Annotated in this window: 24 protein-coding genes; 10 read left to right on the top strand and 14 right to left on the bottom strand. The window is 72.4% G+C overall.

Features of this window, described 5'->3' with window-relative positions; all coding sequences use genetic code 11:
- The first annotated feature begins 63 nt into the window (after positions 1–63).
- From OO54_RS21225 to OO54_RS21200, 5 genes are read left to right on the top strand one after another with little or no spacing between them, the layout of a single operon-like run.
- Positions 64–1,893, top strand: coding sequence for a non-ribosomal peptide synthetase (locus OO54_RS21225; protein WP_051787074.1), 1,830 nt, complete (start codon positions 64–66; stop codon positions 1,891–1,893).
- 44 nt (positions 1,894–1,937) lie between these two features.
- Entirely contained in the window at positions 1,938–4,301 is a 2,364-nt protein-coding gene (locus tag OO54_RS41640) for a beta-ketoacyl synthase N-terminal-like domain-containing protein (RefSeq protein ID WP_051787073.1), read from the top strand.
- Positions 4,298–4,648, top strand: coding sequence for a PqqD family protein (locus tag OO54_RS21210; RefSeq protein ID WP_033205201.1), 351 nt, complete (start codon positions 4,298–4,300; stop codon positions 4,646–4,648). The genes OO54_RS41640 and OO54_RS21210 overlap by 4 nt, the downstream gene beginning before the upstream one ends.
- Positions 4,645–5,619: a TIGR03560 family F420-dependent LLM class oxidoreductase gene (locus OO54_RS21205; RefSeq protein WP_051787072.1), complete on the top strand. Its 975-nt coding sequence runs from the start codon at positions 4,645–4,647 to the stop codon at positions 5,617–5,619. Before OO54_RS21210 ends, OO54_RS21205 begins: the two co-directional genes overlap by 4 nt.
- The gene (locus tag OO54_RS21200) at positions 5,612–5,872 is read left to right on the top strand and encodes a phosphopantetheine-binding protein (protein ID WP_033205200.1); all 261 of its coding nucleotides are present in this window, start codon (positions 5,612–5,614) and stop codon (positions 5,870–5,872) included. The genes OO54_RS21205 and OO54_RS21200 overlap by 8 nt, the downstream gene beginning before the upstream one ends.
- Positions 5,873–5,894: 22 nt before the next feature.
- Here OO54_RS21200 and OO54_RS21195 read toward each other — a convergent pair whose 3' ends face one another.
- Complete coding sequence (locus tag OO54_RS21195; protein ID WP_078905282.1) at positions 5,895–6,620, bottom strand: thioesterase II family protein; 726 nt, start codon at positions 6,618–6,620, stop codon at positions 5,895–5,897.
- 138 nt (positions 6,621–6,758) lie between these two features.
- On the opposite strand from OO54_RS21195, the gene OO54_RS21190 reads away from it, so the two are divergent.
- The 5 genes from OO54_RS21190 to OO54_RS21170 all read left to right on the top strand — a co-directional run bounded on the left by OO54_RS21190 (position 6,759) and on the right by OO54_RS21170 (position 11,738).
- Positions 6,759–7,595, top strand: coding sequence for a hypothetical protein (locus OO54_RS21190; RefSeq protein WP_033205199.1), 837 nt, complete (start codon positions 6,759–6,761; stop codon positions 7,593–7,595).
- A 164-nt stretch (positions 7,596–7,759) separates the two neighbouring features.
- Positions 7,760–9,040, top strand: coding sequence for an MFS transporter (locus OO54_RS21185; RefSeq protein WP_078905281.1), 1,281 nt, complete (start codon positions 7,760–7,762; stop codon positions 9,038–9,040).
- Positions 9,041–9,132: 92 nt separating this feature from the next.
- Positions 9,133–9,915, top strand: coding sequence for an alpha/beta fold hydrolase (locus OO54_RS21180; RefSeq protein ID WP_033205198.1), 783 nt, complete (start codon positions 9,133–9,135; stop codon positions 9,913–9,915).
- A gap of 30 nt (positions 9,916–9,945) precedes the next feature.
- Positions 9,946–10,452: a CYTH domain-containing protein gene (locus OO54_RS21175; protein WP_033205196.1), complete on the top strand. Its 507-nt coding sequence runs from the start codon at positions 9,946–9,948 to the stop codon at positions 10,450–10,452.
- A gap of 494 nt (positions 10,453–10,946) precedes the next feature.
- Complete coding sequence (locus tag OO54_RS21170; RefSeq protein ID WP_051787069.1) at positions 10,947–11,738, top strand: helix-turn-helix domain-containing protein; 792 nt, start codon at positions 10,947–10,949, stop codon at positions 11,736–11,738.
- 60 nt (positions 11,739–11,798) lie between these two features.
- On the opposite strand, the gene OO54_RS21165 is transcribed toward OO54_RS21170, so the two are convergent.
- The 13 genes from OO54_RS21165 to OO54_RS21110 form a co-directional block, all read right to left on the bottom strand.
- Positions 11,799–12,554: a TauD/TfdA dioxygenase family protein gene (locus tag OO54_RS21165; RefSeq protein ID WP_033205194.1), complete on the bottom strand. Its 756-nt coding sequence runs from the start codon at positions 12,552–12,554 to the stop codon at positions 11,799–11,801.
- Positions 12,555–12,659: 105 nt separating this feature from the next.
- Positions 12,660–12,863: a hypothetical protein gene (locus OO54_RS21160; RefSeq protein WP_033205191.1), complete on the bottom strand. Its 204-nt coding sequence runs from the start codon at positions 12,861–12,863 to the stop codon at positions 12,660–12,662.
- Between the two features lie 175 nt (positions 12,864–13,038).
- Entirely contained in the window at positions 13,039–14,136 is a 1,098-nt protein-coding gene (locus OO54_RS21155) for a dipeptide epimerase (protein ID WP_033205190.1), read from the bottom strand.
- Positions 14,137–14,215: 79 nt separating this feature from the next.
- The gene (locus tag OO54_RS48355; RefSeq protein ID WP_267888951.1) at positions 14,216–14,338 is read right to left on the bottom strand and encodes a hypothetical protein; all 123 of its coding nucleotides are present in this window, start codon (positions 14,336–14,338) and stop codon (positions 14,216–14,218) included.
- Positions 14,335–15,666, bottom strand: coding sequence for a hypothetical protein (locus tag OO54_RS21150; RefSeq protein WP_157856500.1), 1,332 nt, complete (start codon positions 15,664–15,666; stop codon positions 14,335–14,337). The genes OO54_RS48355 and OO54_RS21150 overlap by 4 nt, the downstream gene beginning before the upstream one ends.
- Positions 15,659–16,600, bottom strand: a complete 942-nt coding sequence (locus OO54_RS21145) for an aminotransferase class IV (protein WP_063738304.1) — start codon at positions 16,598–16,600, stop codon at positions 15,659–15,661. Before OO54_RS21145 ends, OO54_RS21150 begins: the two co-directional genes overlap by 8 nt.
- A complete protein-coding gene (locus OO54_RS21140) occupies positions 16,584–17,354 on the bottom strand; it encodes an iron-containing redox enzyme family protein (protein WP_033205185.1) in 771 nt (256 codons plus the stop codon). The genes OO54_RS21145 and OO54_RS21140 overlap by 17 nt, the downstream gene beginning before the upstream one ends.
- A gap of 1 nt (position 17,355) precedes the next feature.
- Positions 17,356–18,357, bottom strand: coding sequence for a beta/alpha barrel domain-containing protein (locus tag OO54_RS21135; protein ID WP_051787067.1), 1,002 nt, complete (start codon positions 18,355–18,357; stop codon positions 17,356–17,358).
- Positions 18,354–19,454, bottom strand: coding sequence for a succinyl-diaminopimelate desuccinylase (gene dapE / locus OO54_RS21130; RefSeq protein ID WP_051787066.1), 1,101 nt, complete (start codon positions 19,452–19,454; stop codon positions 18,354–18,356). The genes OO54_RS21135 and dapE overlap by 4 nt, the downstream gene beginning before the upstream one ends.
- Complete coding sequence (locus OO54_RS21125; protein WP_051787065.1) at positions 19,451–20,800, bottom strand: hypothetical protein; 1,350 nt, start codon at positions 20,798–20,800, stop codon at positions 19,451–19,453. The genes dapE and OO54_RS21125 overlap by 4 nt, the downstream gene beginning before the upstream one ends.
- On the bottom strand, positions 20,797–22,116 hold the full coding sequence (locus OO54_RS21120; protein ID WP_033205184.1) for an MFS transporter: 1,320 nt from the start codon (positions 22,114–22,116) through the stop codon (positions 20,797–20,799). Before OO54_RS21120 ends, OO54_RS21125 begins: the two co-directional genes overlap by 4 nt.
- On the bottom strand, positions 22,117–23,526 hold the full coding sequence (locus OO54_RS21115) for a DUF6025 family protein (protein WP_033205182.1): 1,410 nt from the start codon (positions 23,524–23,526) through the stop codon (positions 22,117–22,119).
- Entirely contained in the window at positions 23,523–24,278 is a 756-nt protein-coding gene (locus tag OO54_RS21110; RefSeq protein WP_267888952.1) for an aspartate/glutamate racemase family protein, read from the bottom strand. The genes OO54_RS21115 and OO54_RS21110 overlap by 4 nt, the downstream gene beginning before the upstream one ends.
- Between the last annotated feature and the right edge of the window lie 81 nt (positions 24,279–24,359).

Below are 24,359 nucleotides of genomic sequence, written 5' to 3'. Positions count from 1 at the left end.
ACACCGAGAATTGTTCGTTTCCTGGGGGAAGAGTTGCCCGAAGTTCTCAGCGACGCAGGCACCGTGACCGAGCGTGCGGAAGTCGCCTCCACACTGCCCGCCTGGTTCGCCCACCAGGCGGCCCTGAGCGACCAGGCCATCGCGCTGACCGCCGACGGCACGTCGCTCTCGTACGCCGAACTCCACCGTGTCGCCGGCTGCGTGGCCGGCCGCCTGGTCGCCGCCGGCGTGCGCCCCGGCGACCTCGTGCCCGTGCTCGTGCCGCGCCGCCACATCGTGCCGGCCATCCTCGGCGTCCTCATGGCCGGAGCGGCCTACGTGCCGCTCGACCCGCGCCACCCCGACACGCGGATCGCCGACATCGTCGGACGCGTCGCCGCTCCGGTGCTGCTGACCACCGGCGACCTCGCCGACCGTGCGGGGCGGTGGCACAGCGGCCCGGTCGTGCTCGCCGAGGCCGCCCCCGACGTCGACTGCCCGCCGGTGCACGTCCCGGTCGGCCCCGACGACCTGGCCTACGTGATGTTCACGTCGGGATCGACCGGCACCCCCAAGGGCGTCGAGGTCACCCACCGCAACGTCACCCGGCTGATGGCCGTCACGTCCGGCCTCTACGAACTCGGCCCGGACGACGTGTGGACCATGCTGCACTCCTTCGCCTTCGACTTCTCGGTCTGGGAGATGTGGGGGGCGCTCCTCTTCGGCGGCCGCCTCGTCGTCGTCGACGACGACAAGGCCCGTGCCCCCGACGAGCTGCTCCGGCTGATCGACGACGAGGGCGTCACGGTCCTCAGCCAGACGCCCTCGGCGCTGGCCGCCCTGATCAGCGCCGACGAGCAGCAGCAGGCCTCACTCGACCGGCTGCGGCTGGTCGTGCTCGGCGGCGAGCGGCTCGACCCGGCCTCGCTCGGCGCGTGGTTCGCGCGCCGGGGCGACGCCCAGCCGCTGGTGGTCAACATGTACGGGATCACCGAGACGACCGTCCACGTGACCTACCGCCGGATCACCGCGGCGGACGCGGCCGCCGACGCGGGAAGCCCCATCGGCGTACCGCTGCCCGACCTGGAGATCTCGCTGCGGGACGCCGACGGCGAGCCGACCCCGGACGGCGAGACCGGCGAGATCACGATCTCGGGACCGGGCCTCGCCCGGGGGTACTTCGGCGACGCCGACACCACCGCGCGTGCCTTCCGCACCGTCTCCTGGGGCCCCGGCGACCTCCGCCGCACCTACTTCAGCGGTGACCTGGCACGCCGGGACGCCGACGGCGAACTCCGTTACGCGGGCCGCCGGGACGAGCAGGTGAAGGTACGCGGCTACCGCATCGAACTCGGCGAGATCGGCGCGACGGTCAAGGCCCACCCGGCCGTCGTCGACGCCTGCGTCCTGACCGACACCGGCGAGTCGGTGGGCTCGACGCTCCTCGCCTGGGCGACCGTCCGGCCCGGCGGCCCGGACGCGACCGCGCTGCGGGCGTTCCTCGCCGACCGGCTGCCCGCGCACATGGTCCCCGGCGAACTCCGGATCCTGGACGCCCTGCCGCTGACCGCCAACGGCAAGGTCGACCGCCGGGCCCTCCTCGAACGGGCCCGCACCGCGCCCACGAGCGCGGAACCCGCCGCCCGGCAGCCGCGCGGCGACTCCCTCGAAGAGACCGTGGCCGCCATCTGGGCCGAGGAACTCGGCGTCGCCGAGGTCGGGCCCGAGGACGACTTCTTCTCCCTCGGCGGGCACTCGCTGATGGTGATCAAGGTCGTCAACCGCACCCGCAGGGAAGCCGCCGCGGACATCCCCGTACGCGCCCTGTTCGAGGCACCCGTGCTGGCCGACTTCGTCGCCCGGGTCCGCGCCGGCACCACGACCGAGGCCCCTCCGGTGCCGAACGAGTCGTGAGAGCCGCCGCCGCAACGCCACACCGATCCACCTGGAGTCCTCCCATGCAACGCACCCCCCTGCACGCACAGCCCATCGCCGTGATCGGCATGGCGGCCCGCTTCGCGGGAGCCGGCGACGTCGAGAGCTACTGGACCAACCTCGTCGACGGCGTCGAGTCGGTCGCCCGCGTCGACGCGGACGGACCGGTCGACGGCGGGGCCCACCGCGTGCACGCCGCGGCGAAGGTCGCCGACGTCGAGTGGTTCGACGCGGACTTCTTCCGCACGCCTCCGGCGGAGGCCCTCGTCATGGACCCGCAGCAGCGCGTACTCCTCGAAGTGGCCGCCGAGGCGCTGGAGGACGCCGGCTACGCCGGGCAGCGCGACGCGGTCGTCGGCGTGTTCGTCGGCTCGGGCGAGAACCACTACTTCCGCGAGTTCGTGGCCCCGGCGGAGGAGCGCGCAGGCCGCGGCGGCGACGTGCGCATCACGCTCGCCAACGAGAAGGACTTCCTCGCCCCGCGACTGGCCTTCAAGCTCGGCCTGACCGGACCGTCGATCACCGTGCAGACCGGCTGCGCCACCGCGCTCAGCGCCGTGGCCCAGGCCTGCTCGGCGCTGGCCGCCGGCGACTGCGACATCGCGCTGGCCGGCGGCGTGAGCCTGCTCATGCCCGACGTCGACGGCTACGACTACACCGAGGGCGGCATCCTGTCCGCGGACGGCCGCTGCCGCGCCTTCGACGCCGACGCCACGGGCACCGTCCCCGGCGCGGGCGCCGGCATCGTCGTGCTCCGCCGGGACACCGACGCCCGCGACGCCCGCGACCGCCGCCGGGCCGTCATCCGCGGCTGGGCGGTCAACAACGACGGCGGATCGCGCGCCAGCTTCACCGTGCCGAACATCGCGGGCCAGGAAGCCGTCATCCGCGGCGCGCTCGCCCGGGCCGGTGTCGCACCCGACGAGGTCGGCTACGTCGAGGCCCACGGCACCGGCACCGCCATCGGCGACCCGGTCGAGTTCGAGGCCCTCCGGCGCGTCTTCGCCACCCCCGGCAGGGCGGCCGAGAGCCTCACCCTCAGCTCGGTCAAGCCCAACATCGGGCACACCGACGCGGCGGCGGGCGTCGCCGGCCTCATCAAGGCGACCCTCGCGGTCGAGCGGGCCACCGTGCCGGGAACGCTGCACTTCCGCCGCCCGAACCCCGAGATCCCGCTCGCCTCGTCCCCCTTCGTCATCACCGCCGAGACCCGGGCGTGGGACGGCGAGGGACCGCGCATCGCGGGCGTCAGCTCCTTCGGCCTCGGCGGCTCCAACGCCCACGTGGTCGTGGAGGCCGCGGAGGCCGAGCCCACCGCGGCGGCGGCTCGCCCGCGCCAGGTCATCGCGCTGTCGGCCCGTACCGACGACGAGCTGACCCGCATGCGGGAACGGCTCGCCGAGCGGCTCGCGTCGACGACCCCGGGCGAAGGGGCCGACCTCGCCGACATCGCCTACACGCTGGGAGTGGGCCGCGCCCGCTTCGCGCGCCGCTGGGCCGCCGTCGTCGCCGACGGGGACGAGGCGCTCGCGCAGCTGAAGGCAGGCGCCGAGACCGGCCGGCCCACGACCCGCTGGTCGCTCGCCGTCCACGGCACGCCCGCCGAACTGGCCGCGCTGGGCGAGCGGTTGCTCATCGAAGAGCCGCTGTTCCGCTCCGCCGTCGCCGAACTCACCGACGGCTTCGCCGGGGAGACCGCGCTCGACGCCCTCGCCCCGCAGCGGGCCGGCGCGCTCACCGCGCTGGGCATCGCCCGCATCCTGCGCCGCCTCGGCCTGACCTTCTCGCGCGTCGACGCCCCCGACTGGGCACGCCCGGCCACCGACTGGCTCGCCCAGGGCGGCGACGCCAACGCGCTGGAGGCCGCCCTCGCCGCCTGCACCGGGGACGGCGCCGACGCCGGGTCCGTACGCGAGCGGGTGGGCCAGGTCCTGGTCGGCCCGTCGTTCGACCTGACCGAGGCGGTGGCCGCGGCCTGGCGGGCGGGCGTGGCCGTCGACTGGTCCGCCTACTACGGCGACGAGGCGCGCGGCCGAGTGCCGCTGCCGACCTACCCGTTCACCCGCACCCGGTTCTGGCTCGACCGGCCGGAGCCCCGCCCCGAGCCCGAGCTCGTCCGCCCGGAGACGCCGGAGGCCGCCGCCGTGGACGTCGCCGCGTTCGTCGAGCAGGTCTGGCGCGAGGTCCTCGGCATCCAGCACATCGCACCCGACGCCCATTTCGTGAACGACCTCGGAGGCGACTCGCTGTACGCGGTCGAGGTCGGCGCTCGACTGAACGCCGGCTTCGGCATCGACCTCCCGGTCGACCTGCCGTTCATCGCCCCCACGATCGCCGCCACCACGACCGCTGTCGAGGAGGCCCTGGCCATGGAGAAGAACTCATGAGCACTGTCAACGACACCACCGTCCTCGTCCGTCGACTGGACGTCACCGCCCGCCGGACCGACCAGGTCATGGAGCTGAGCGACCGCGCCGAGGGAGGGGTGCTGCTGGAGACCGTGATCGGCCGGTACGTGCTCGACCGCGACGCGCGCGTCGTCTGGCTGCTCGTCGACGGGCGCCGCACCCTCGCCGAGATCGCCGACGGCGTCGCCGGGCAGCTGGACCTGCCGGTGGCGGACATCCGTGAGGGCGTCCACGAGGTGAGCGCCCGGCTGCTCGACCTCGGTCTCGTCGAGATCGTGTCCGCGGCCGACGCCGAGGCCTTCGCCCAGCTGACGGTCTCCGGATGAGCCGCCGTCCCCTGACCCGGGTCGGCTTCCAGTACGCCGGGTACTCCTTCCCGGGAGTCATGGACAACAAGCTCTTCCAGCAGGTCGTCGACATCGCGCACGCCGCCGAGGCGTCCGGCTTCGACAGCCTCTGGACGATGGACCACGTCCATCAGATCGCCTCCGTCGGCGAGGCCGACGAGCCGATCCTGGAGGCGTACACGACGCTCGCCGCGCTCGCCGCGGTGACCACGAGCGCCCGCCTCGGCGTCCTCGTGTCGTGCAACAGCTTCCGCAACCCGGCGCTGCTGGCGAAGATGGTCACCACCATCGACGTCATCAGCCAGGGACGCGCGGTCCTCGGCATCGGCGCGGGCTGGCACACCGAGGAGACCCACGCGTACGGCATGGAGTTCCGCACGCCCCGGGAGCGTCTGGCGGCGCTCGACGAGGCGGTGCAGATCTGCCGGGCGATGTTCACCGAGCACGCGCCCCGGTTCTCCGGGAAGCACCACAGCGTGGACGAGCCCCTGAACGTGCCGGCCCCGATCAGCCCCGGCGGGCCGCCCATCCTCATCGGCGGCGGCGGCGAGAAGGTGCTCATCCCGCTGGTGGCCCGGCACGGCGACGCCTGCAACTTCTTCGGCGGGCCCGCCACCGTGCGCCACAAGATCGAGGTGCTGGAGCGGGCGTGCGAGGCCGCGGGCCGCGACAGCTCCGAGATCAGCCGGACGTGGCTGGGCACGGCGATCGTCACCGACTCCGAGGCCGAACTCCAGGAATCCCTGGAGCGGTTGGGCACGCTCCTGGGCGTGGCGCCGAGCGCGGCCCGCGGCCTCGCGCTGTGCGGTACCGAGGCCCAGGTGCAGGAGCGGATCGAGGAGTACCGCGCGGCCGGCGTCGAGGGCATGATCGTCTCCCTCCTCGACCCGAGCGACCTGGACCACCTCCAGCGGGTCGGCACCACGCTGCGGGAGGTGCTCGGTGACTGAGACGTCGAGCGAGCCGGGGGCCGTCCTCGAACTGGACGGCCCCGCGGCCGAGGTCATCGCCGCGGTCTGGGCCGAGGCCCTCGGCCTGGACGAGGTCGACCCCGACATGGGCTTCTTCGATCTGGGCGCCTCGTCGAGCACCGTGGTGAAGGTCGTCCGCGTCCTGCGGGTCCGCTGGCCGGACCTTCAGCTCGTCCAGGTCTTCTCGCACCCGACCGTCGCGCAGCTCGCGGAGCTCCTCGACGATGCGTGAGCGGACCGGGGCCGCGAAGGGCTCACCCGAGCGCGTCCCGGACGCAGCCGGCGAGGGCCGGCCACGCCGCGCCGCCGAAGAGGTGGTCGGCGCCGGCCACCTCGCGGAGCTCCGCCGCACCGGTGGTCTCGGCACGCCAGCCGTCGACCGCCGCCCGGTCGAGGTGCTCGTCCTCGGCGCCGTACACGACGGTGAGGCGGGTGTCGAGCGGCACGGACGCCGAGTGGCCGTAGTCCGACACCAGTCGCATGTCCGCGGCGAGGATCGGCAGCAGCAGCTCGAGCAGTTCGGGTTCGCTCCGGAGGTCCTCGGGCACGAAGCGGGTCAGGTCGTCGTCCGACTGGACGGGGGCCTCCGCGTAGGCGCGCGGCGGCAGTTGCGAGGCCACGAGCAGGTGCCCGACCTCGGGGGCTCCGGCCGACCGGCGCAGCGCGTGGGCGAGTTCGAAGGCGAGCAGGGCTCCCGAGCAGTGGCCGAAGAGGGCCACGCGCGGCACGCCCAGCGCGGTCACCTCCCGGACGAGCTCGGCGACGGTGTCCGCGAGCACGGTGCCGGGCGGCTCGGTCTGGCGGCTCTCCCGTCCGGCGAGCCGGACGCCGTACACATCGGCCGCGTCACCGACGACCGGGCCCCAGGCGCGGAACGGAGTCGCCCCGGCGCCGGCCCACGGAATGCAGACGAGGGCGGTTTCATTCCGTATTTCCGAACTCCACGGAACCAGTGCCTGAGAATGGCGCGAAGTATTCATGAAAACGGATCATAGCCCATGCGCGGCATCAGTCGTATTGCGGCGAAGTAATCGGGGATATCGGGGATTTCGGCGTCGATTCCCCGGTCGTTCCCTATGAAGCGCACCCATAGTCTCTGCTATTCGGAAGGTATCCTCATGTTCAACCCCACAGTCCAGGTCATCGCCGCACAGCCGAAGGTCCTCACCCCTCCGGACATTTCCTTCGAGGCAATCCTCAAGCACTTTCCCGGGCTGGCCGAAGCCGAGGCCGTCTGCATGACGGGCTCGATCGCGGCCGGGTGGGGCAACGCCTTCAGCGACATCGACCTCTACGCGTTCTCCGACAAGGAACTCGTCCTCCCGATCGACGAGACCATGGAGACCTGGCCCGGCGCCGATTCGAGCGGCGTGCGCTGGCACAACTGGATGGGCGTCTACGACAACGCGCGCGTCGACCTGAAGGTGTGGCCGACGTCCACGCTCACCACGGCCCTCGAGCCGTACCTCGCCACCGAGGTCGAGTTCTGCAGCATGGGCGATTTCCTCCAGGACTTCGTCTACCGCCTCGACGTCGCCATGCCGCTGAAGAACGAGGAGTTCTTCGGCCGCATGAAGGAGCTCATCGCCGGCTCCTCCTACCCGCGCGCCCGGGCCCGCCGCCTGAAGGCCGACGTGGAGAACCGCCTCACGGACGTCGCCGGCCAGCTGGACGCCGGTGACGACAAGACGGCCCGCGTCTCCGCCGCCCTCGCCGCCGCCACCATCGCGGACGCGGCGCTCGTGCTCTCCGGCGAGCTGTGCCGGCGCGAGAAGTGGCTGGTGCGCCGCCTGGAGAAGACCCCCCAGTGCGGGATCACGGTCGACGACTACGTCACGCAGATCCTCGACGGCGCCCGTCCCGGCGAGTCCGACGCCGCCACGGCCCTCCGCATGGCCCGGTGGACCCAGGCCCACCTCGTCCGGCTCGAGGACGCCTTCCTGTCGGCTTCCTGAACGGACCGGCCGCCGTGCCGTGCCCGCCGCGGGCCGTCCGGGGACGGCCCGCGGCGGGCACGGCACCTCCGCGAACCCCCCATGCGCACCCCCGTACTCGAAGCCAGGAGAGACACAGTGAACGCTCTGCACGCCCTGCGGCAGGTCAGCGAGGGCACCACGTCATGAGCCGGATGACCAAGTTCCGCACCGCGCTGAGCGGTCCGGAGGAACCCCGTCAGCGACTGCTGGCCCTGGCGACCGTCGTCAACACGATCGGCATGGGCATCTTCCTGTCCGCGGGAACCATCTTCCTCATCCGCTCCGCCGGGTTCACCCCCACCGAGGCGGCCATCGGCCTCACCGCCGGCTCGCTCTGCGGATTCGGCGCCGGTGTCGTCATCGGCGACTGGGCCGACCGGCGCGGATCGCGCGAGGTCGTCATCGGCTCCATGCTCCTCGAGGCCGTCGCGAGCATCTCCCTCCTGTTCGTGAACAACCTCTGGTCCCTGATCGTCGTGGCCGCCGCGGCCGCCGTCGGCCGAGCGGGAACCGTCAGCGCGCGCGGCGCGATGATCGGCGTGCTGGCCGGGGAGAAGGGCGCGCAGTACCGCACGTACCTGCGAGCGGTGACCAACGTCGGCCTCGCCATCGGCACCATCGGTGCCGCGGTCGTCCTGGCCTTCGACACGCGGCCGGCCTACGTGTCCGTCATCGTCACCGACACGGTCACCTTCCTGCTCGCCGCCGCGATCCTCACACGCCTCCCGCACATTCCCCCGACGCGCGCCGCGAAGAAGGAGGAGGACGCCGAGGACACCGAACCGGCCGAGAAGGAGCGCCGCTGGGTGGCCCTGCGCGACCTCCCCTACCTCGCGCTGACCGCCACCTCGTCGATCACGAGCCTGCAGTACTTCGTCCTCGTCCCCGCGCTGCCCGTGTGGATCGTCATGCACACCGAGGCGCCGCGCTGGATGGCGGCCGTCGTCCTGTTCTTCGAGTCGATCCTGGTCGCGGCCACCCAGGTCCCCGCGACCCGCTCCATCGACGGACCGCGGTCCGCGGCTCGCCTGCTCGCCCTGTCCGGCCCGGTGTTCCTCGTCTCGTGGGTGCTGATCGCGTTCGCGGAGGGCCCGTCCGCGGGGGTCGCGCTCACGCTGCTCATCGTCGGTGTCGTCCTGCACGCCCTCGCCGAGGTCTGGCAGGCGGCCGGCACCTTCGAGCTCTCCTTCGCCCTGGCCAAGCCCGAGGCGCAGGGCCAGTACCAGGGAGTGATGGGGCTCGGCCACGGCCTCGCCGAGGCCGTCGCGCCGATCGTGGTCATCTCCATGTGCGTCAACTGGGGCAAGCCCGGCTGGATCGTCCTCGCCCTGGTCGTGATGGCGGGCGGATTCGTCTGCGCCTTCATCGAGCGGGTCTGGTCGCGCTCGCAGCCGGCCGCCGAGGCGGCGCCCGCCACGGCGTGACCCCGGGCCGGGCCGGGGGCGGCCGCCACCAGAGCCGCCCCGGGCCCGCCGCCGTGCCGCATCCCACCCGCGCTATGCCGAAGGTCGTACGTATGGAGAGGCTGCATTACCTCCGCCGCGGTGCCGGTTCGCCCCTGCTGCTCATCCAGGGGACCGCCGCGCACTCCCTGCACTGGGGCGAGCGACTGCTCTCGCTCCTCTCGGAGTCGTTCGACGTGGTGGCCTACGACCACCGCGGTACCGGCCGCTCGGCACCCCTGGACCAGGGCTTCGGGGTGGCGGACCTCGCCGACGACGCGGCCGCCCTGCTCGACGAGCTCGGCTGGCCGCGCGCGTACGTCCTGGGGGTCTCGATGGGCGGCCTCGTCGCCCAGGAACTGGCGCTGCGCCATCCGGACAGGGTCGGCGGCCTGTTGCTCGGCTGCACCCACACCGGAGGCACCGGCGCGCCGCCCGAGGTCCTGGAGGTGCTCACCGCGGCCGTCGTCCGGGGCGACCCGCTCGCGACGGTGCGCAACGTGTTCCACGTCGGGGTGAAGGACCCGGAGAACGTGCCGGCGGGTGCCTGGGACGAGTACCGCGAGGCCGCTCTGACGCTGCCGGTGCCCCCGCAGGTGACCGCCGGCCAGATCGCCGCGGTGGCCCGGCACAGCACGGCGGACCGCCTGCACCGGATCGGCGTGCCGACGCACGTCGTCCACGGCGACGCCGACCGTCTCGTCCCGACGGCCGAGGGAGAGCGGATCGCCGCCGCGATCCCGGGCGCCCGCTTCACCCTGGTTCCGGCCGGTCACTTCTTCTGGATGGAGCAGCCGGAGACCACGGCCGCATGGGTGGTGGAGGCCTGTGCGGAGTCGCGCGGAACACACCTTTGACGGTATTCGTACACGAGAGCGGGGTCACACTTGACGAACTTCGAGATCGAACGGAAATTTCTGGTCGCTGCGGAATGGCTTGTTCCGGCCGAATCCCCGTCGAGCCACCTCCGGCAGGCGTACCTCAGCCCGCTCGGGTCCGGCAACGAGATCCGGGTGCGGGCCAAGGGTGACGCCCGGCTGATGACCGTGAAGGCCCCCGACGAGGACGGCGATCCGCTGGTGCGCCGGGAGGTGGAGTTCCCGATCGCCGACGAGGTCTTCGAACAGCTCTGGGTGCTCGCCGGACAGGACCGGCTGAGCAAGCGCCGCTGGTCCGTACCGCTCGGGGGCGTGACCGCCGTGGTCGACGTGTACGAGGGGGAGTTGGCGGGCCTTCGGGTCGTGGAGGTCGAGTTCGACGGCGTCGACGCGGCCCGCGCCTTCGAGCCGCCGGAGTGGTTCGGCGAAGAGCTGACGGGGGACCCGGCGTGGAGCAACCGTGAACTGGCCGCGCGCGGCGGGGGGAGGCGCCCGAAGTCCGCCCGAGGGCAGTGAGCATCCCCGTGACTTGAATTCCCTTACCCTGAGAGACATGTGACACAGCGTCACCCGGCAACCCCGCGTGCGCGTCCGGCGTCCTCATGATCGTGCGCCTCTCGCCTTCGATTATCACTCGCGCAGGGTGGTAATCGAAGGCATTGTGCCGTTGGGGCCCTTTGCGAGCGGTTCGGCCGGGCCGAGGGCATTTAGCCCTGCCGTGCACGTCTGAAGGTCTAATCGCGCATCTGATAGCCGAGGGGGTGGTGGAGAGTTCAGCGGTTCAGGCCGGGTTGACGCACAGGGTTCTGTGCGATCATGGTGGCCGCCCAAGCGACCGCTTAGATCCTATGACCTAGCGTTCAATGCAACTTTAGGGGAATTTTGCACTGCCATGGGATTTGTCAGACTCGCGGACGTAATACTCGGACTTCCTGGCGCCCGCGTGACGCCATTTCATTTGCTTGAGGTGGCGCATGCCTGCCGGTAATTCCGATCGGCCTGACCAGTCGATGCTTCCGGAAGCGGAGTTCAGACGCCTGCTCTCCGCGTCGCGCACCTCGCTGAGCCGGATCGCCCGGGAGGCGGAGGAGGTCTCGGCCGCGATCGAGGCGGCCACCGCGGGGCTCGTACGTCTCCGGCCGGCGGAGCGGAGCGCGGTGGACGCGGAGCTCATCGTGGGCCAGGACCGGATCGCCGAACTGCTCGACCGGGTCCCCTCCCTCGCGCAGGAGGAGATCATCTCCATGCACCCGGGGCTCGTGCTGCCGTCGACGGAACTCGCCGACGGGATGCAGCGCAATCACAACCTGCCCGAGGGCGTGTCCATGCGCACCATCCACCTCACCCCGATGAGCCGCGTGCCGCGGGGCGCGATGCACCTGCAGTCGCTGGTCGACCACGGCGTCTCGGTGCGTCTCGCCAACGCGCTCCCGTTCCGGCTGATCATCGTCGACCGGTACTGGGCGATGGCGCCCGCCGTGGCCGCCGAGGGCGAGATGGCGCTGATGCTCTTCCGGGGCGGCAGCGTGGTCCAGTTGCTGACGAAGGTCTTCGAGTTGTGCTGGCTCATGGCGTCCCCGCTGGAGGACACCGCGGAGACCGTCGTCGACGAGCCGACGCCGCAGCAGCGCGTCATCCTCAGGGCCATGGTGTCCGGCATGAAGGACGAGGCCGTGGCGCGCGAACTCGGGGTGTCGATACGCACCTACCGGCGTCTGCTGGCCGGCCTCATGGACCTGATGGGTGTCGAGTCCCGGTTCCAGGCCGGCGCCAAGGCGATGAGCATGGGCTGGCTCCAGTGATCCGCCGGCCCCGGCCGCGATGGGTTCGTCCCTCGCGGCCGAGGGGTCGGCGATGTCGGGTCAGGCGTCGATCGGGGCGGCGATCTGGACGCGCTTGAGGTGCCGCGAGGGGTCGTCGAACGCGTTCCGGGAGTGGAGCATGCGCCAGTTGTCCCAGACGATCAGGTCGCGCTGCTCGTAGCTGACCGCGATGTGGTTCTCGTCGTAGATCTCCTTGCCGCGCTCGCGCAGGCGCGCGGCGAGCTCGTCACCCTCCGGCACGATCATGTTGTTGTACGAGAAGCGGAACACGCGGCCGCCCTTGCGGTTCTCCAGCACCGGGTGCTCGACCCGGACGTCCACACCGCGCCGCGAGAGGCCGTCGGTCGACTTCCACTCGTACGTCGTGTCGAACAGGCGCTGCCGCTCCTCCTCGGTGAACTCGTCGAGGATCTGGTTCCCGTCGAGCATGGTCGTCTCGCCGCCCTCGCCGGAGGCCGGCGTGACGCACCACAGGCCGAGGTAACGCGGCGGGACGCCGCGGAACTCGTACCCCTCGCTGTGCGGAAGCAGCGACTTCCGGTTCTGCGCGTGGTACGTGTCGTCCATGTCGGCTTCGGGCTTCAGGTCGCCGACGACGGTTCCCGTCGGCGTCGGCTGGAAGTCGCCGAGCTCTTTCAGGAACGCGACGTGGTCGAAGGACTTCGGCACGTTGACCACGTGCACGTACCCGTTGTTGCCAAGCAGTTGGTGGAACGCGTAGCGGAGCACCCCGTCCGACAGGAGGTCCCCGTTGACGTCGGTGCAGGACAGGACGCTATCCGGCAACTTGCTCACGATTCTTAACTTTCCGTTCTTTTGATTGATCGGTCGGCTTCGAGTGCGGTTGCCGGAAGGTGATACCCGGTGCTGCTTCGGACGTCGCCCCCCCCGACGTTTGTGCTAGCCCCAGATGAGGTCCTCGAGAATGAGGGACCCGTCCGTCGCGGCGCTCGCGACGTTTCGGCTGTTCTCGGCGGCCGGTGCGGCCTGCGACACCAGGACCAGCGCCAGCATGGCGGTCGCGGCGAGGTTCGTGACCAGGAGGAAGGGTCGCTTCCGGGCAAGCTGGTAGGAAGTGTTGCGGGGGTGCGAATTGCGTGCCATGTTTGTGCTTCCGCTTCTCACGTTCGGGAAACGGCAACGCCTTTCGTGGGGCGCTGCGAATTACGTAGGTGCTCAAGATTCTTGTGGAGCAGCGGAATCAGGGCAAGTGTTCGAGCCTGGCGCAGATATGCCGTGGCAGCAATGGGCCGAGGTACGGCCCACTGCCGGCACCCGCTCAGGCCGACGGCTCCGGCACCGGGAGCACACCGGCGACACCGAGACCCGGAGCGTCCGGCAGCTCCAGGACCGGACCGCGGTACGAGACCCCGCCCCGCACCGGCGAAGCGCCCAGCCACAGCGGGGCGTCGAGGTCGACGTGGGTCACCGCGGTGCGCGCGGCGACCACGCTCGCGGCCGCCGTGATGGAGATCTCCGTCTCCAGTGAGCAGCCGATCATGCAGGTCAGCCCGGCCGCCTCGGCGATCGCGATGATGCGCAGGACGCCCCGCACACCGCCGCTCTTCTGCACCTTGATGCTCAGGACGTCCGCGGCCTCCTGGCGCACGACCTCCAGGGCGTCCTGCGGGGTGAGCACGCTCTCGTCGGCCACCACGGGGGTGCTGACGCGCTCCCGGACGAAGCGCAGGCCCCGCAGGTCCCGCGCCGAGACCGGCTGTTCGATGAGCTCGATGTCCGCGCCGCGGTCCTCCAGGAGCCGCACGGCGTGCACCGACTCCTTCGCGGTCCAGCCCTGGTTGGCGTCCAGGCGCAGCCGGATGTCCGGCCCGACGGCCTGACGGACGGCCTCGACGCGCTGCACGTCGTGCGCGATCGCGTGACCGACCTTCAGCTTCAGCGCCGTGAAGCCGTCCTTGACCAGCTCGGTCGCGCGCAGGGCCATCTCGTCCGGGGTGCCGAGACCCACCGTGATGCTGGTCTCCATGGTCCCGTGGCCGCCGCCCAGCGCGCGGTAGAGCGGGGTCCCGAGGCCGCGGGCGAAGGCGTCGTGCAGGGCGATGTCCACACCGGCCTTGGCGCCGCCGTTGCCGAGGATGCTCCGCTCGACCCGGTCGCAGGTCTCCTCGAGGTTCTCGGTGTGCCGGCCGACGACGGCCGCGCGCAGCGGGCCGTTCAGCGCGGCCACCACGCTGCCCGGCGTCTCACCCGTCACGGCGGGCATGGACACGGCCTCGCCCCACGCCGAGCTGCCGTCCTCCAGGACCAGTTCGACCAGGGTGACGTGGGCCTCGTCGACGGTTCCCCGGATGACCGAGGAGTACGGCATCCGGAGGGGGACCTGACGGTGGTGGACGACAAGGTCGGTGATGCGCATGAACTGCCTTTCCTGTTCGAGTTCGAGGTGACGCGTAGAGCCGGGCGGCCGGGAAGGCCTCCCGCCGGGAGCGCCCCTGCTACGCCGTCCCGCCGCGGAGCCGCTCCACGGGGCGGGACGACTCGTGGTGTCCGAAGTCCTGACGGGCGGAGGCCGATCCGGACCCGTCGGCGGCGACGGGCTCCGCGGACGCCCCGTTCACTGCGCGCTCCCCGAGACCCGCACGGACAGCTTGCGGCCGCCCTGGAAGACGTTCACCCGGTCACCCGTCGACGCCTTCGCCCCGAATCCGACGAAACGCCCGCCCCAGACGAACGAGTCCAGGCTCACCGCCATCGGCACGGTCCTGCCGTCCTCGCACAGCACCGGGCAGCTGAGGGGTGCCACGTACTCCTGGAGCAGCCGGCCGCGCGCGGCCCCGTCGGCGACCGCGTCGCCCCAGACGTCGCCGCGGGTCGCGCGGCCCACGAGGACCCCGTCGCCGCGGATGTCGTACGGCTCCTTGAGGACGAAGTCCATGGCCCGGGCCCGGATCTCCGCCTCGGACGGCAGGTCGGAGCCCCCGCGCAGGGCGCGTGACCAGGGTAGTACCTCCGCCGTGAGCGAGCGCTCCGCAGCGTCGAAGCGGTCCGCGAACCGCGGGTCCTGCACCAGGGCGAGCGCCAGCTTGCTCTCCGCCACATAGCGCGCACCCATGGAGTTGACGTGCAGGAACCCCTCGTGGGCGAGGGCCCGGCACCACCGGCCGACCAGGTCCGCGGAGTCCTCCACGAGCCCGCGCCACAGCACGGTGTTCACCTTGTTCCAGCACAGGTCGGCCGGGCGTCCGGCGAACCGCACGGCACCGTCGACGAGCTCGATGTCGCGGGGGTCCGCCAGGAACGCCGTGGCGCCGTGGGCGTTCAACTGCGCCACCAGCTCGACGGGTTCGACGCCCGCGGCGTCCCGGGGCTGGAGCACGGCCACCCGGAGGCCCTCGGCGGGCGCTCCGAGCCGCTCCGCGTAAGCGAGCAGATGCGCGGCGAAGGCGTTGTCGTCCCGGAAGGCGAACGCGCCGGGGTCGCCGCCGTCAAGGCCCAACTGCCGGTGCACGTCGGCCACGACCGCGTTGATCCGCGGGGTGAACACGGCACCCGCCGGCGCGTCCGCGTTGTTCTCCAGGAACCGCACCCGCCCGGTCGCCGCGTCCACGTAACCGTCGATCCGCGCGACGCCCACCCGGTCCAGCGCCGCGTCGCACGCGAGGATCAGCCGCTCCGCCGCGGCGGAGAGCCCGAAGAACGCCCGGACCTCCGCGTCCGCGCGGTACAGCGCGAGCACCTTGTCGAGGAGCGCCACGTAGGCCTCGACCCGGGACACGTGGTCCGCGACCCGCGAGGCCTCGACGAACAGCGAGCTCGGCGACAGGGGGAAGGCCCGGTTGCGCAACGGCGGTCCCGCCTCGGCGCGTTCGGAGGTCAGCGCCAGCGACCGGTGCGGATACCGCGCGAGTTCGGCGGTGGTCACCCCGGTCCTGATCCAGTCAATCAACGGGGCTCCACGACACATCGGTGGCCGGGGCGTCGCCCCGTACCTCGGCGAAGTACCGGTCCACGATCCGGCCCGTGACCGGGGACGCCGGCCACGCGGGAAGCGAGGCGGCGTCGACCGCGCGCACGGTCGCGAACTCCAGGCCCGTACCGCACAGGAACACCTCGTCGGCGTCGCCCAGCCGCTTCGCGTCGATCACCGACGGCGCGGCCGGGATGCCGAGGGTCCGGCACACGGCCAGGACCCAGGCGCGCGTGACGCCCGGCAGGACGCCGTCCGTCAGCGGGGGAGTGGCGAGCACGCCGTCGTGAACCGTGCAGAGGGTCGCGGTGGGCGCCTCGGCCACATGGCCCTCGGGCGTCGTCAGCAGGCACCCGTCGTATCCGGCGGCCTTCGCCTCCATCAGGGCGACGCGGGAACCGGCGTACTGCGAGATGCTCTTGGCGTGCGTCGGCAGCACCGCGGCCGACGGCCGCTGCCAGCGGCTCACGTGCAGCCGCATGCCCTCGGCCCCCGCCAGCCAGCGCTTGCGGCCCATGGGCCGCACCGTGACGGTGAGCGCCGAGCGGACCGGCGCGTCGATCAGACCCGGACCGTCCGCGCTGACGCTGATCCGGCAGTAGGCGTCGTCGGTCAGGCCGTTGCGCTCGGTCAGCTCGCCGACGATGTCCGCGATCCGGTCGACACCGGGGTCCGGGAGCCGCATGGCGTCCATCGACGACCGCAGGCGCTCCACGTGCTGCGCCAGCAGCCAGGGCCGCAGCCCGCCGTCGGTGCGCCGGTAGAGCCGTACGCCCTCGAAGACCGAGAGCCCGTACCGCAGTGCCATGCTGTCGACCCGCAGGGCCGCCTGGTCGGCGGGGACCATCCGGCCGGCGTGGAACACCGTGTCCGCCGGTCCGGCGCCGCCCCGGGGGTCAGGCGTTGTCGTCATCACTGCCCTGGTACCTGAAGACCGGCTCCGACGGGTCGTAGCCCGCGGCGAGGATCATGTCGAAGTGCCGGTGGCGCAGTTCGAGGGCGCGGGCGAGTGCCGTGCGGGCCCCCTCCTGCAGCTCCGGCGTCGTGCAGTAGCGGCGCAGCAACTCACGTGCCGCGTCCGCGTGTTCGTCCTCCAGCTCGCTGACCGCGTCGGCGTCGTGGTCGGCCGAGGCGTGGTGCACGAAGAACTCGAGCCCGGACGCGGGGAGCGCGTACACGTCACGCATGACCGAGAGCATGCTGTTCCCGCCGTCGCTGACGATCGGGGGCTGCCCCTCCATCAGGAGCAGCACGGAGGCGACGCCCTCGGTGAAGTGCCGGCCGGAGTTGCAGACCGAGACGTTGTGCTCGATCACGGCCCGGGTCTCGGGACGCGGGTCCTCGGTCGACAGCGACTCCCGGGCCACGCCCACCGAGACGCCGAAGTCGGCGAAGGTCTCCAGGTGGCGCTTGCTGTTGCTGAGCGCCCCGGTCTCCTCCTCGTAGACGTTCTCCACCAGGAGGGAGCGCAGGCGGTAGTCCTCGATGCGCGAGGCGATGCCCAGGATGTTGCGGGTCCACATGCTCTTGATGGGCCAGCGGTGGCGTACGAACTCGGCGAGCAGGCGCTCCGTGGCCTTGCCGGTCAGGATGGTCTGGTACAGCGGGCTGGTCATCTTGCGGCGCTCGCGGATCATCCGGTCGAGGCCGTCGACGAAGTCGGTCACGTCACTTCCGTTCTTCGGTGGTCAGGGAGGGCGGGGTGTCCGTGTCCCCGGTACGGTCCGGCTCCCGGTGGGGAGCCGCGTCGACGAACGCCAGGATGTGGTCGAACGACCGCGAGAACAGGTGCCCGGCCTGGTCGATGTCCAGGTCGAACAGGCCCGCGGCCCAGGCCGCCGACTCCTGCTGCCGCCGCGTCGTCGTCTCGTCCCGCAGGACCTGGGCCAGCGGGGCCAGCGGACGGACCGTGAAGTCGTCCCGGCCCCGCGACCGCAGGTAGGCGAGCAGCAGCTCCAGGACGAGGTTTCCGCCGCCCTTGCCGATCCCGTCGAACGACGCGTCGACATGAGCGGCGCCCGCGCGGAGCGCGGCCAGGCTGTTGGCGAGGGCGAGCCGCAGGTTGTCGTGGCCGTGGAACCCGATCGGGACGGGCACGGCACCGCACAGGGCCCGCACGAGCTCGTCGGTCGCGTGGGGAGTGAGGCTGCCGTTCGAGTCGGCGACGTACAGCGCGCCGGCCCCGAGTTCGGCCGCCGTGGCCGCCGCTCCGACCACCGGGTCGAGGGCCTCCGAGCTGACCCGGATCAGGTTGACCGCGGTCTCCAGGCCGGCCCGGCGGGCCCGGCCGAGGACCGGCCCGAGTTCCGCGGCCCGCGCCACGGCCACCGGGAAGCGCACCGCCCCGACACCGAGCCCGGCGAGGGCGGCCCAGTCGGGCTCGTCGCCGAAGGGCTTCACCATCATGACCACGGTGGCCGGACCGGCCGCCGCGACGAGGTCGCCCAGCAGCGCAGGCGAGGGGAACGCGGCGCCGGCGTTCGCGTACCCGACCTCGATGCGACGGACCCCGGCGGCCGACACCGCGCGGACCACGGCGTGCGCCCGGTCCGCCGTCCAGGAGTGGCCGTTGAGGTAGCCGCCGTCGCGCAGCGTCACGTCGGTCACCTGGACGTCGGCGACGCGTTCGACGGAATCCGGGTTCGGCCGGGCGAGCGCGGACCGCGTCATCCGGAGATCACCTTCTCCAACGCTTCGTAGGCCTCCGCCAGTTCGGCGAGACCGACCCGTTCCCTCGGACCGTGCGCCAGTTCCGGGTCCCCCGGGCCGAAGTTCGCCGCGGGGATGCCCAGCGCGGCGAGCCGGCCGACGTCCGTCCAGCCGAGCTTCGGCCGCACCCGCCCCTCGACCAGCTCGCTCAGCCGGGTCAGCACGGGATGGTCGAGGGCCGGCGGCGCGGCGGGCGAGTCCAGCGTGACGTCGAGGTCCGTCGCGTCCGGTCCGAGGAGCTCCCGGAGCTCGGCGAGCACCTCCGCCTTCGCCCGGTTCGGCGCGTACCGGGCGTTCAGGTGCACCACGCACCGGTCCGGCACCACGTTGCTGTCGCCGCCCGCGGCGACCCCCACGACCTGGAGGGCCTGCGGGTAGCGCAGCCCGTCCAGCGTCACCACCTCCGGCTTGTGGGCGGTACACCGCTCCAGGGCGGGCAGCGCCACCTCGACCGCGTTGACGCCCTGCCAGGGGCGGGCGGTGTGCGCGGCGCGGCCCCGGAAGGTGGCGCTCACCCGCAGGCTGCCCTGGCAGCCCGGTTCGAGCCAGCCGCCGGTGGGTTCGAGCAGGATCGCCGCGTCCGCCCGAAGGAGTTCGGGGTGCAGCCGGCTCAGGCGGTTCATCCCGCTGCGGTGGCTGCCGACCTCCTCCTGGTCGTAGAAGACCAGCGTGCAGTCGTGCCCCGCCGTGCGCACCGCGTGCTCGGCGAGCCGGAGCAGGACGGCGACGCCGCCCTTCATGTCGACGGCGCCGCGTCCGGTCACCGCGCCGTCCACCAGTTCCGCCGGCTGCGCCGGGACGGTGTCCGGCACCGTGTCCAGGTGCCCGGCCAGCAGGACCCGCCGGCCGCGGCCGAAGTCGCTGCGCGCGACGACGGCGTCCCCCAGCCGGGACACCTCCAGGAACTCCAGACGGCGCAGCCGCTCCTCCACGAAGTCCGCGATCGCCGCCTCGGAACCGCTCTCGGACGGGATCCGGATCAGCCGCAGCGCGAGTTCGCCCAGCTCCGCGGGCAGGTCCGTGCCGCCGGATGCGACCGGAGCACCGTACGGCGTCACAGCGCCGCGCTCGGGTCGGGCCCGTGGAAGCAGCCGCCGACGCGCGCACCGCTGCCCATGCTGACCACGCCCACGTCGGGGTCGGCCACACCGCGCACGATCGCCCCGGCGTAGCGGTCGCCCGCCATGAAGACACCCCAGTTCAGCACGCTGGGGCCGGTGACGTCGCCGTCGGTGAAGGTCTCGGGGCCCGGCGCGACACGGCGCTGCACCACGAACGGGCTGCGCATCGCGTCGTCCAGCGCCGAGCGCCACTCGGCCTCGCTCATCAGCCAGCCGGCCGCGAAGCCCATGCCGCCGTGCAGCAGGCTGGGCTTGAGCACGAGGTCCGCGCGGTTCTCCACGCAGTACGCCTCCAGGTCGACGTACGCGCCGCCCACCTCGACCTCGCCGCGGCGCACCCGCCGGGTCCAGGGCACGAAGCGGTCGACCAGGGCCAGGTCCTCGGCGGACAGGGACTGCCGCACCCGCTCGTCGCCGAGCAGCGCCAGCGCCCGCTTGTTCCCGTACATCTCGGTGTCGAGCGGCGCGAAGACCGTGACCCCGCCGTTCTCGTGACAGCGCAGGATGGGGTCGATCAGCTCCAGCTCGCCCGTCTCCTCCAGCAGGTCCTCGATGATGAAGAACCGGTAGACGATGTCCACGGGACGGTCCCCGACGTACAGGCGCCCGTCCCGGGCCTCGATCTGCCCGGTGTGACAGGCCACCGCGTCGACGCCATACGCGCTCAGCAGCTCGGCCATGAAACCGAGCCGGCGCTCCAGGCCCGGGAAGCTGGCGGGAGTGTCGACCAGCGCGACGAAGGGGCGGTCGCCCCAGAACGGCGCGGAGTGCGTGTCGAGCATGACGCGGACGATCTCGCCGAGCGTGTCGACGTGCCGCAGCCGCTCCCGCTCGGTGAAGTCGGCGATCGCCGGCACGTCGCGCAGCGCCCGGTTGATCTCGGCGTTCTCGAAGCCGCCGAGGGCGCTGCTGATGTTGAACTCCAGCAGCCGGAAGCCCTCGCCGTCGTGGTAGAGGTCGGCCCGGCCCAGCGGCACCGGCGGCGCTCCCGCCGTCCGGCGGACCGCCGCGGCCTGCGACGGCGTCATGCCGACGAGCTCGCAGTAGCGTCCGAGGTCGCCGTCCGTCACCAGCCCGGGCAGCGAGGTCAGCAGCCGGAAGACTCCGGCGAGGTCGCGGCCCAGGCCCTCCTGCTGCGCGTGGTCCAGGAAGACGGGACGGCTCAGGAACGCACCGCCGTAGGCGACGCGCAGGAGCTCCACGTCCACCGCCTTCTGCACGGCGTCGCGGACCGTCCGGTCGTCGACGGACGCCACGTACCGCTGGGTGAGCTGGTTGGTCACGACTCTTCCTTCATGGGGTGGCTCTCGGGAGTGGGCGCGCCGCCGGCCGTGGGCTCCGGTCCGCCGTCCGCCGTACGCGAGACGTGCCGGAGGCCGAGGAACCAGGCGGCGGCGGTCGTCAGCACGCTGAGGACCCCCGCGCCCAGGAACACCGGCCGCGGATCCCCGTGGTTCATCGTCGTGAGCGCGCCGCCGACGAGGGCTCCGACCGGGCTGGCGACCAGGGCGGTCACACGGGCCGTGGCGGTGACCCGGCCGAGCAGGTGGCGGGGGACCACGCTCTGGCGGACGGTCCGGATGATGACCACGGCGAGGACCGCCGAGGCGCTCATCGTGAGGTTCAGGAGCAGCAGCGGAACCAGGGACGTCGACACGCCGAGACCGGTCAGCGCCGTGCCCAGGGTCGCCGCGCCCAGGGTGATCAGCACCTCGTGGCGCACCTTGCCGCCCAGCCGGAAGGCGGCGGCCGCCCCGAGCACGCCGCCCACGCCGCCCGCGGTGACCACGATGCTCACCGCGGAGTCCCCGAGCTGGAGGGTGTTGCGGACGTAGAAGACCAGGAGGGTCGCCACGGCCAGGAAGAGGTTCGCGCTGGCCTGGAGGCAGGTGATGACGAGGACGACACGGAGCGAGCGCAGGCACCGCAGCCCCTCCGCCAGGTCCTTGCCGATGCCCCGCAGGGCCACCGACAGCGGCGCGGAGGGCGCCGCGCCCGGCTGGTCGCCCTTCAGGACGGTGAAGACCGTGGCGAACGACACCACGAAGGTGCTCGCGGTGACGAGCAGGGCCGCCTGCAGACCCACCACGGCCGTCAGGACGCCGACCAGACCGGGTCCGACGATCTGCGCGCTCTGGTTGGCGGCCTCCAGCAGGGAGTTGGCCCGGTGGAGCCGGTCCTCCTCCACGTTGTCGCGTACGGCCACGGCCAGCGCGGTCTCGAAGAACACGCCCGCCGCCGCGGCCACGAAGGCCAGGGCCAGGATCACCGGGACCTGGAGCCGGTCCATCGCCCCGAGCGCGGCGAGCGTCGCGAAGACGCCGAACCGCACGACGTCCATGACCAGCATCACGGTGCGCGGGTTCATCCGGTCGACCAGCGCGCCCGCCGGCAGACCCACCGCCAGATAGCCGACGGTCCGCGGGATGGCCGCGAGCACGGCGGCCGAGGGGCTGCCGCTGATCTGCAGGACGAGCAGGGGGATCGCGAGGATCGCGAGCCCGTCGCCGATCAGCGACACGGTCTGGCCGCCGAGGAAGATCTTGAAGGCCAGCGCGGAGGGCCGGGCAGGCGCCACCGGGGACGGGGCGAGTGCCACTCAGGCCACCGCCTCGACGAGCGCGCCGACGATCTGGCAGGCCTGGCTCATGGTCAGCGTCGCGAACCCCTCGGGCTCGACCGGCTCCCCGGCGGCCAGCGGCCGGCCGTCCGGCGACAGCCGGTCGCCCCACCTGATCTGCCGGCGGAAGGCCGCGGACAGCTCCGCGCCCTCGGCCGCCAGCCACTCGGCCACGACCCGCTGGATCTCGGGGGCCGTCCGGTCCACGCGCTCGGGCCAGGCCGCGATGGCCGTACGGACCCGGGCGAGCAGGTCCCCGACCAGTGCCACGTCACGCGGCTCGCGGGAGGACGGCCACAGCAGGAAGGGCGCGGTGGGTGCGATGACGAACAGCAGGGGAGCGGCCCAGGGGAGGTCCCGCGCCACGGCCTCGTACATCCACTTGGTCTTCTTCGCGCCGCTGAAGAAGTACCCGCGGCGCTGCGGCGGGTAGCCGCCCATCGCCAGGGCGCCCCACTGCACGTGCACGTCGAAGTCGCCGCAGACCGGGGGCTGTCCGGGCGCGCGGTGGGTGCCGAGGACCGCGTAGAGAAGGGTGACCGCGTCCACCGACAGCAGCGGCGCGTGCGGCGCCGGGGCCGCGTCCTGGCCGGTGAACCGCCCGGCGGCGACCGCCGCCCGCGCGGGCAGCAGGCTCGCCGCGACCAGCGCGTCGGCCGTCGGGTAGTCGAAGGGCCCCAGGTGGTAGCCCGAAGCGTCGGCCGTCGGCTTGAACCGCTCCACGCTTCCGTCGCGGTGCACGATCCGGTCGAACACGTAGGACAGGGCCCGGGTGTCCGTCCCGGCGGCCCGGAGCAGCGTGTGCAGCACCTCCGTGACCCGCTCCTCCTCGCCCGTCAGGAGGTCGGAGTGGAACGTGGCGTCGGGGAAGTGCTCCCGCATCCGGCGGCGGTGCAGCTCGGTGAGGGGCAGTCGTTCGCCCTCCCACTCGGTCTCCACGTACGGCACGAACAGCGATCCCTCGCCGTCGTGCCGCTCCATGCCCGCCGGCGACCAGTGCCGGAGGGGGAGCCTGCTGCGTACGCCGGCCTCGACCAGGGAGCCGGGCAGGAAGAGGGTGTCACCGCTCGCCAGGGCGGTGTCCTCGGTCTGGTTGAAGTCGTAGAGCAGGGGGCGGGCGAGGCCCGGAACGCCGCAGACCACCCGGTTGTAGTCCAGGACCGTGCTGCGTCCGGAACCGATGTCGCCCCAGTCGGCGAGGTGCCCGGTGCGAATGGGGGTGAGCGGCAACGCGGCGATCGAGGCGGTCAGTTCGCCCATCGGGAGCTGTACGCGTCCCATGTGGCGGGCGACGAACCCCGAGCGTCCCGACCGGAGTTCGGCCCACGATTCCTCGTCGAGGCCGATCGCCTTGAGATCCTGTGGTGCCAGGCCGAGCTCCGAGGTCATCGGGAAGCGGCCATGTCCAGGACGGCCCGGCCCAGGATGCGGGTCACGTCGTACACGTGCGGGGGGAGCTCGGGCAGCAGCGGCGACAGGTCCGTGCAGCCGACGACGACGCCGTCCCCGGGCCGCGTCCACTCCCCTTCGACGGCCTTGCGCAACTGGGCCGAAGCCTCCTGCACACGGCCGGACTTGACCATCTCGACGCATTCCTGGATCTCGCGCTGCGTGGCGGGGTCCGGGTAGACGGGAGTGAGGCCGGCGTCCACCAGGGCCCGGTGCAGCAGACCGAGCTTCAGTGCGCCGTCGGTGACCGCGAGGGCGGGGCGCAGGACTCCGGCCTCCCGGAGGCCGGCGGCCACGACCCGGAGCATGTCGACCACGGGAACGTCCACCGCGGCCGAGACCTCGTCGTAGTAGGCCTGCGTGGTGACCGACGGCATCGCGATCAGCTGGGCGCCGGCGTCCTGGAGACGCCGCGCCACGGCCTGGAGCTGTTCCACCGGTGAGGGGCCGTCGGACAGGAGGTGGTCGAGGCGACTGGGGATGGCGGGGCTGGAGAGGAGGAGGACCTCGGGGTGCTCCTGGTCGCTGCCGGCCGTCGTCTGCTCGACGAGACGCATGTAGAAATTAGCGCAGGCAAGGGGTCCAAGCCCGCCGATAATGCCTATCTTCTGCCAGTGGTCTATCGCGGCGTTACTCACGTAGTTCACCCTGCTTCGGGCGGCGTCCGGAAAGCAACCCCGAACCGATGGCATATGACGGTCATGGCGCATAAGTGTCAACCATGAAGCGGTGCAAACCGGGCATCCGTCAGGTCTTGTTGCAAGAATGTTGAC

It is taken from the genome of Streptomyces wedmorensis (assembly GCF_000716445.1).
Taxonomy (GTDB): domain Bacteria; phylum Actinomycetota; class Actinomycetes; order Streptomycetales; family Streptomycetaceae; genus Streptomyces; species Streptomyces wedmorensis.
This window is presented reverse-complemented; position numbering and strand designations above follow the sequence as displayed.

Excerpts from the sequence above, each read along its gene's own strand:
- OO54_RS41640 (WP_051787073.1), top strand. The coding sequence starts at position 1,938 with ATGCAACGCACCCCCCTGCACGCACAGCCCATCGCCGTGATCGGCATG.
- OO54_RS21210 (WP_033205201.1), top strand. The coding sequence starts at position 4,298 with ATGAGCACTGTCAACGACACCACCGTCCTCGTCCGTCGACTGGACGTC.
- OO54_RS21205 (WP_051787072.1), top strand. The coding sequence starts at position 4,645 with ATGAGCCGCCGTCCCCTGACCCGGGTCGGCTTCCAGTACGCCGGGTAC.
- OO54_RS21195 (WP_078905282.1), bottom strand. The coding sequence starts at position 6,620 with ATGAATACTTCGCGCCATTCTCAGGCACTGGTTCCGTGGAGTTCGGAA.
- OO54_RS21190 (WP_033205199.1), top strand. The coding sequence starts at position 6,759 with ATGTTCAACCCCACAGTCCAGGTCATCGCCGCACAGCCGAAGGTCCTC.
- OO54_RS21185 (WP_078905281.1), top strand. The coding sequence starts at position 7,760 with ATGAGCCGGATGACCAAGTTCCGCACCGCGCTGAGCGGTCCGGAGGAA.
- OO54_RS21180 (WP_033205198.1), top strand. The coding sequence starts at position 9,133 with ATGGAGAGGCTGCATTACCTCCGCCGCGGTGCCGGTTCGCCCCTGCTG.
- OO54_RS21170 (WP_051787069.1), top strand. The coding sequence starts at position 10,947 with ATGCTTCCGGAAGCGGAGTTCAGACGCCTGCTCTCCGCGTCGCGCACC.
- OO54_RS21160 (WP_033205191.1), bottom strand. The coding sequence starts at position 12,863 with ATGGCACGCAATTCGCACCCCCGCAACACTTCCTACCAGCTTGCCCGG.
- OO54_RS21155 (WP_033205190.1), bottom strand. The coding sequence starts at position 14,136 with ATGCGCATCACCGACCTTGTCGTCCACCACCGTCAGGTCCCCCTCCGG.
- OO54_RS21145 (WP_063738304.1), bottom strand. The coding sequence starts at position 16,600 with ATGACGACAACGCCTGACCCCCGGGGCGGCGCCGGACCGGCGGACACG.
- OO54_RS21135 (WP_051787067.1), bottom strand. The coding sequence starts at position 18,357 with ATGACGCGGTCCGCGCTCGCCCGGCCGAACCCGGATTCCGTCGAACGC.
- OO54_RS21115 (WP_033205182.1), bottom strand. The coding sequence starts at position 23,526 with ATGACCTCGGAGCTCGGCCTGGCACCACAGGATCTCAAGGCGATCGGC.
- OO54_RS21110 (WP_267888952.1), bottom strand. The coding sequence starts at position 24,278 with ATGCCATCGGTTCGGGGTTGCTTTCCGGACGCCGCCCGAAGCAGGGTG.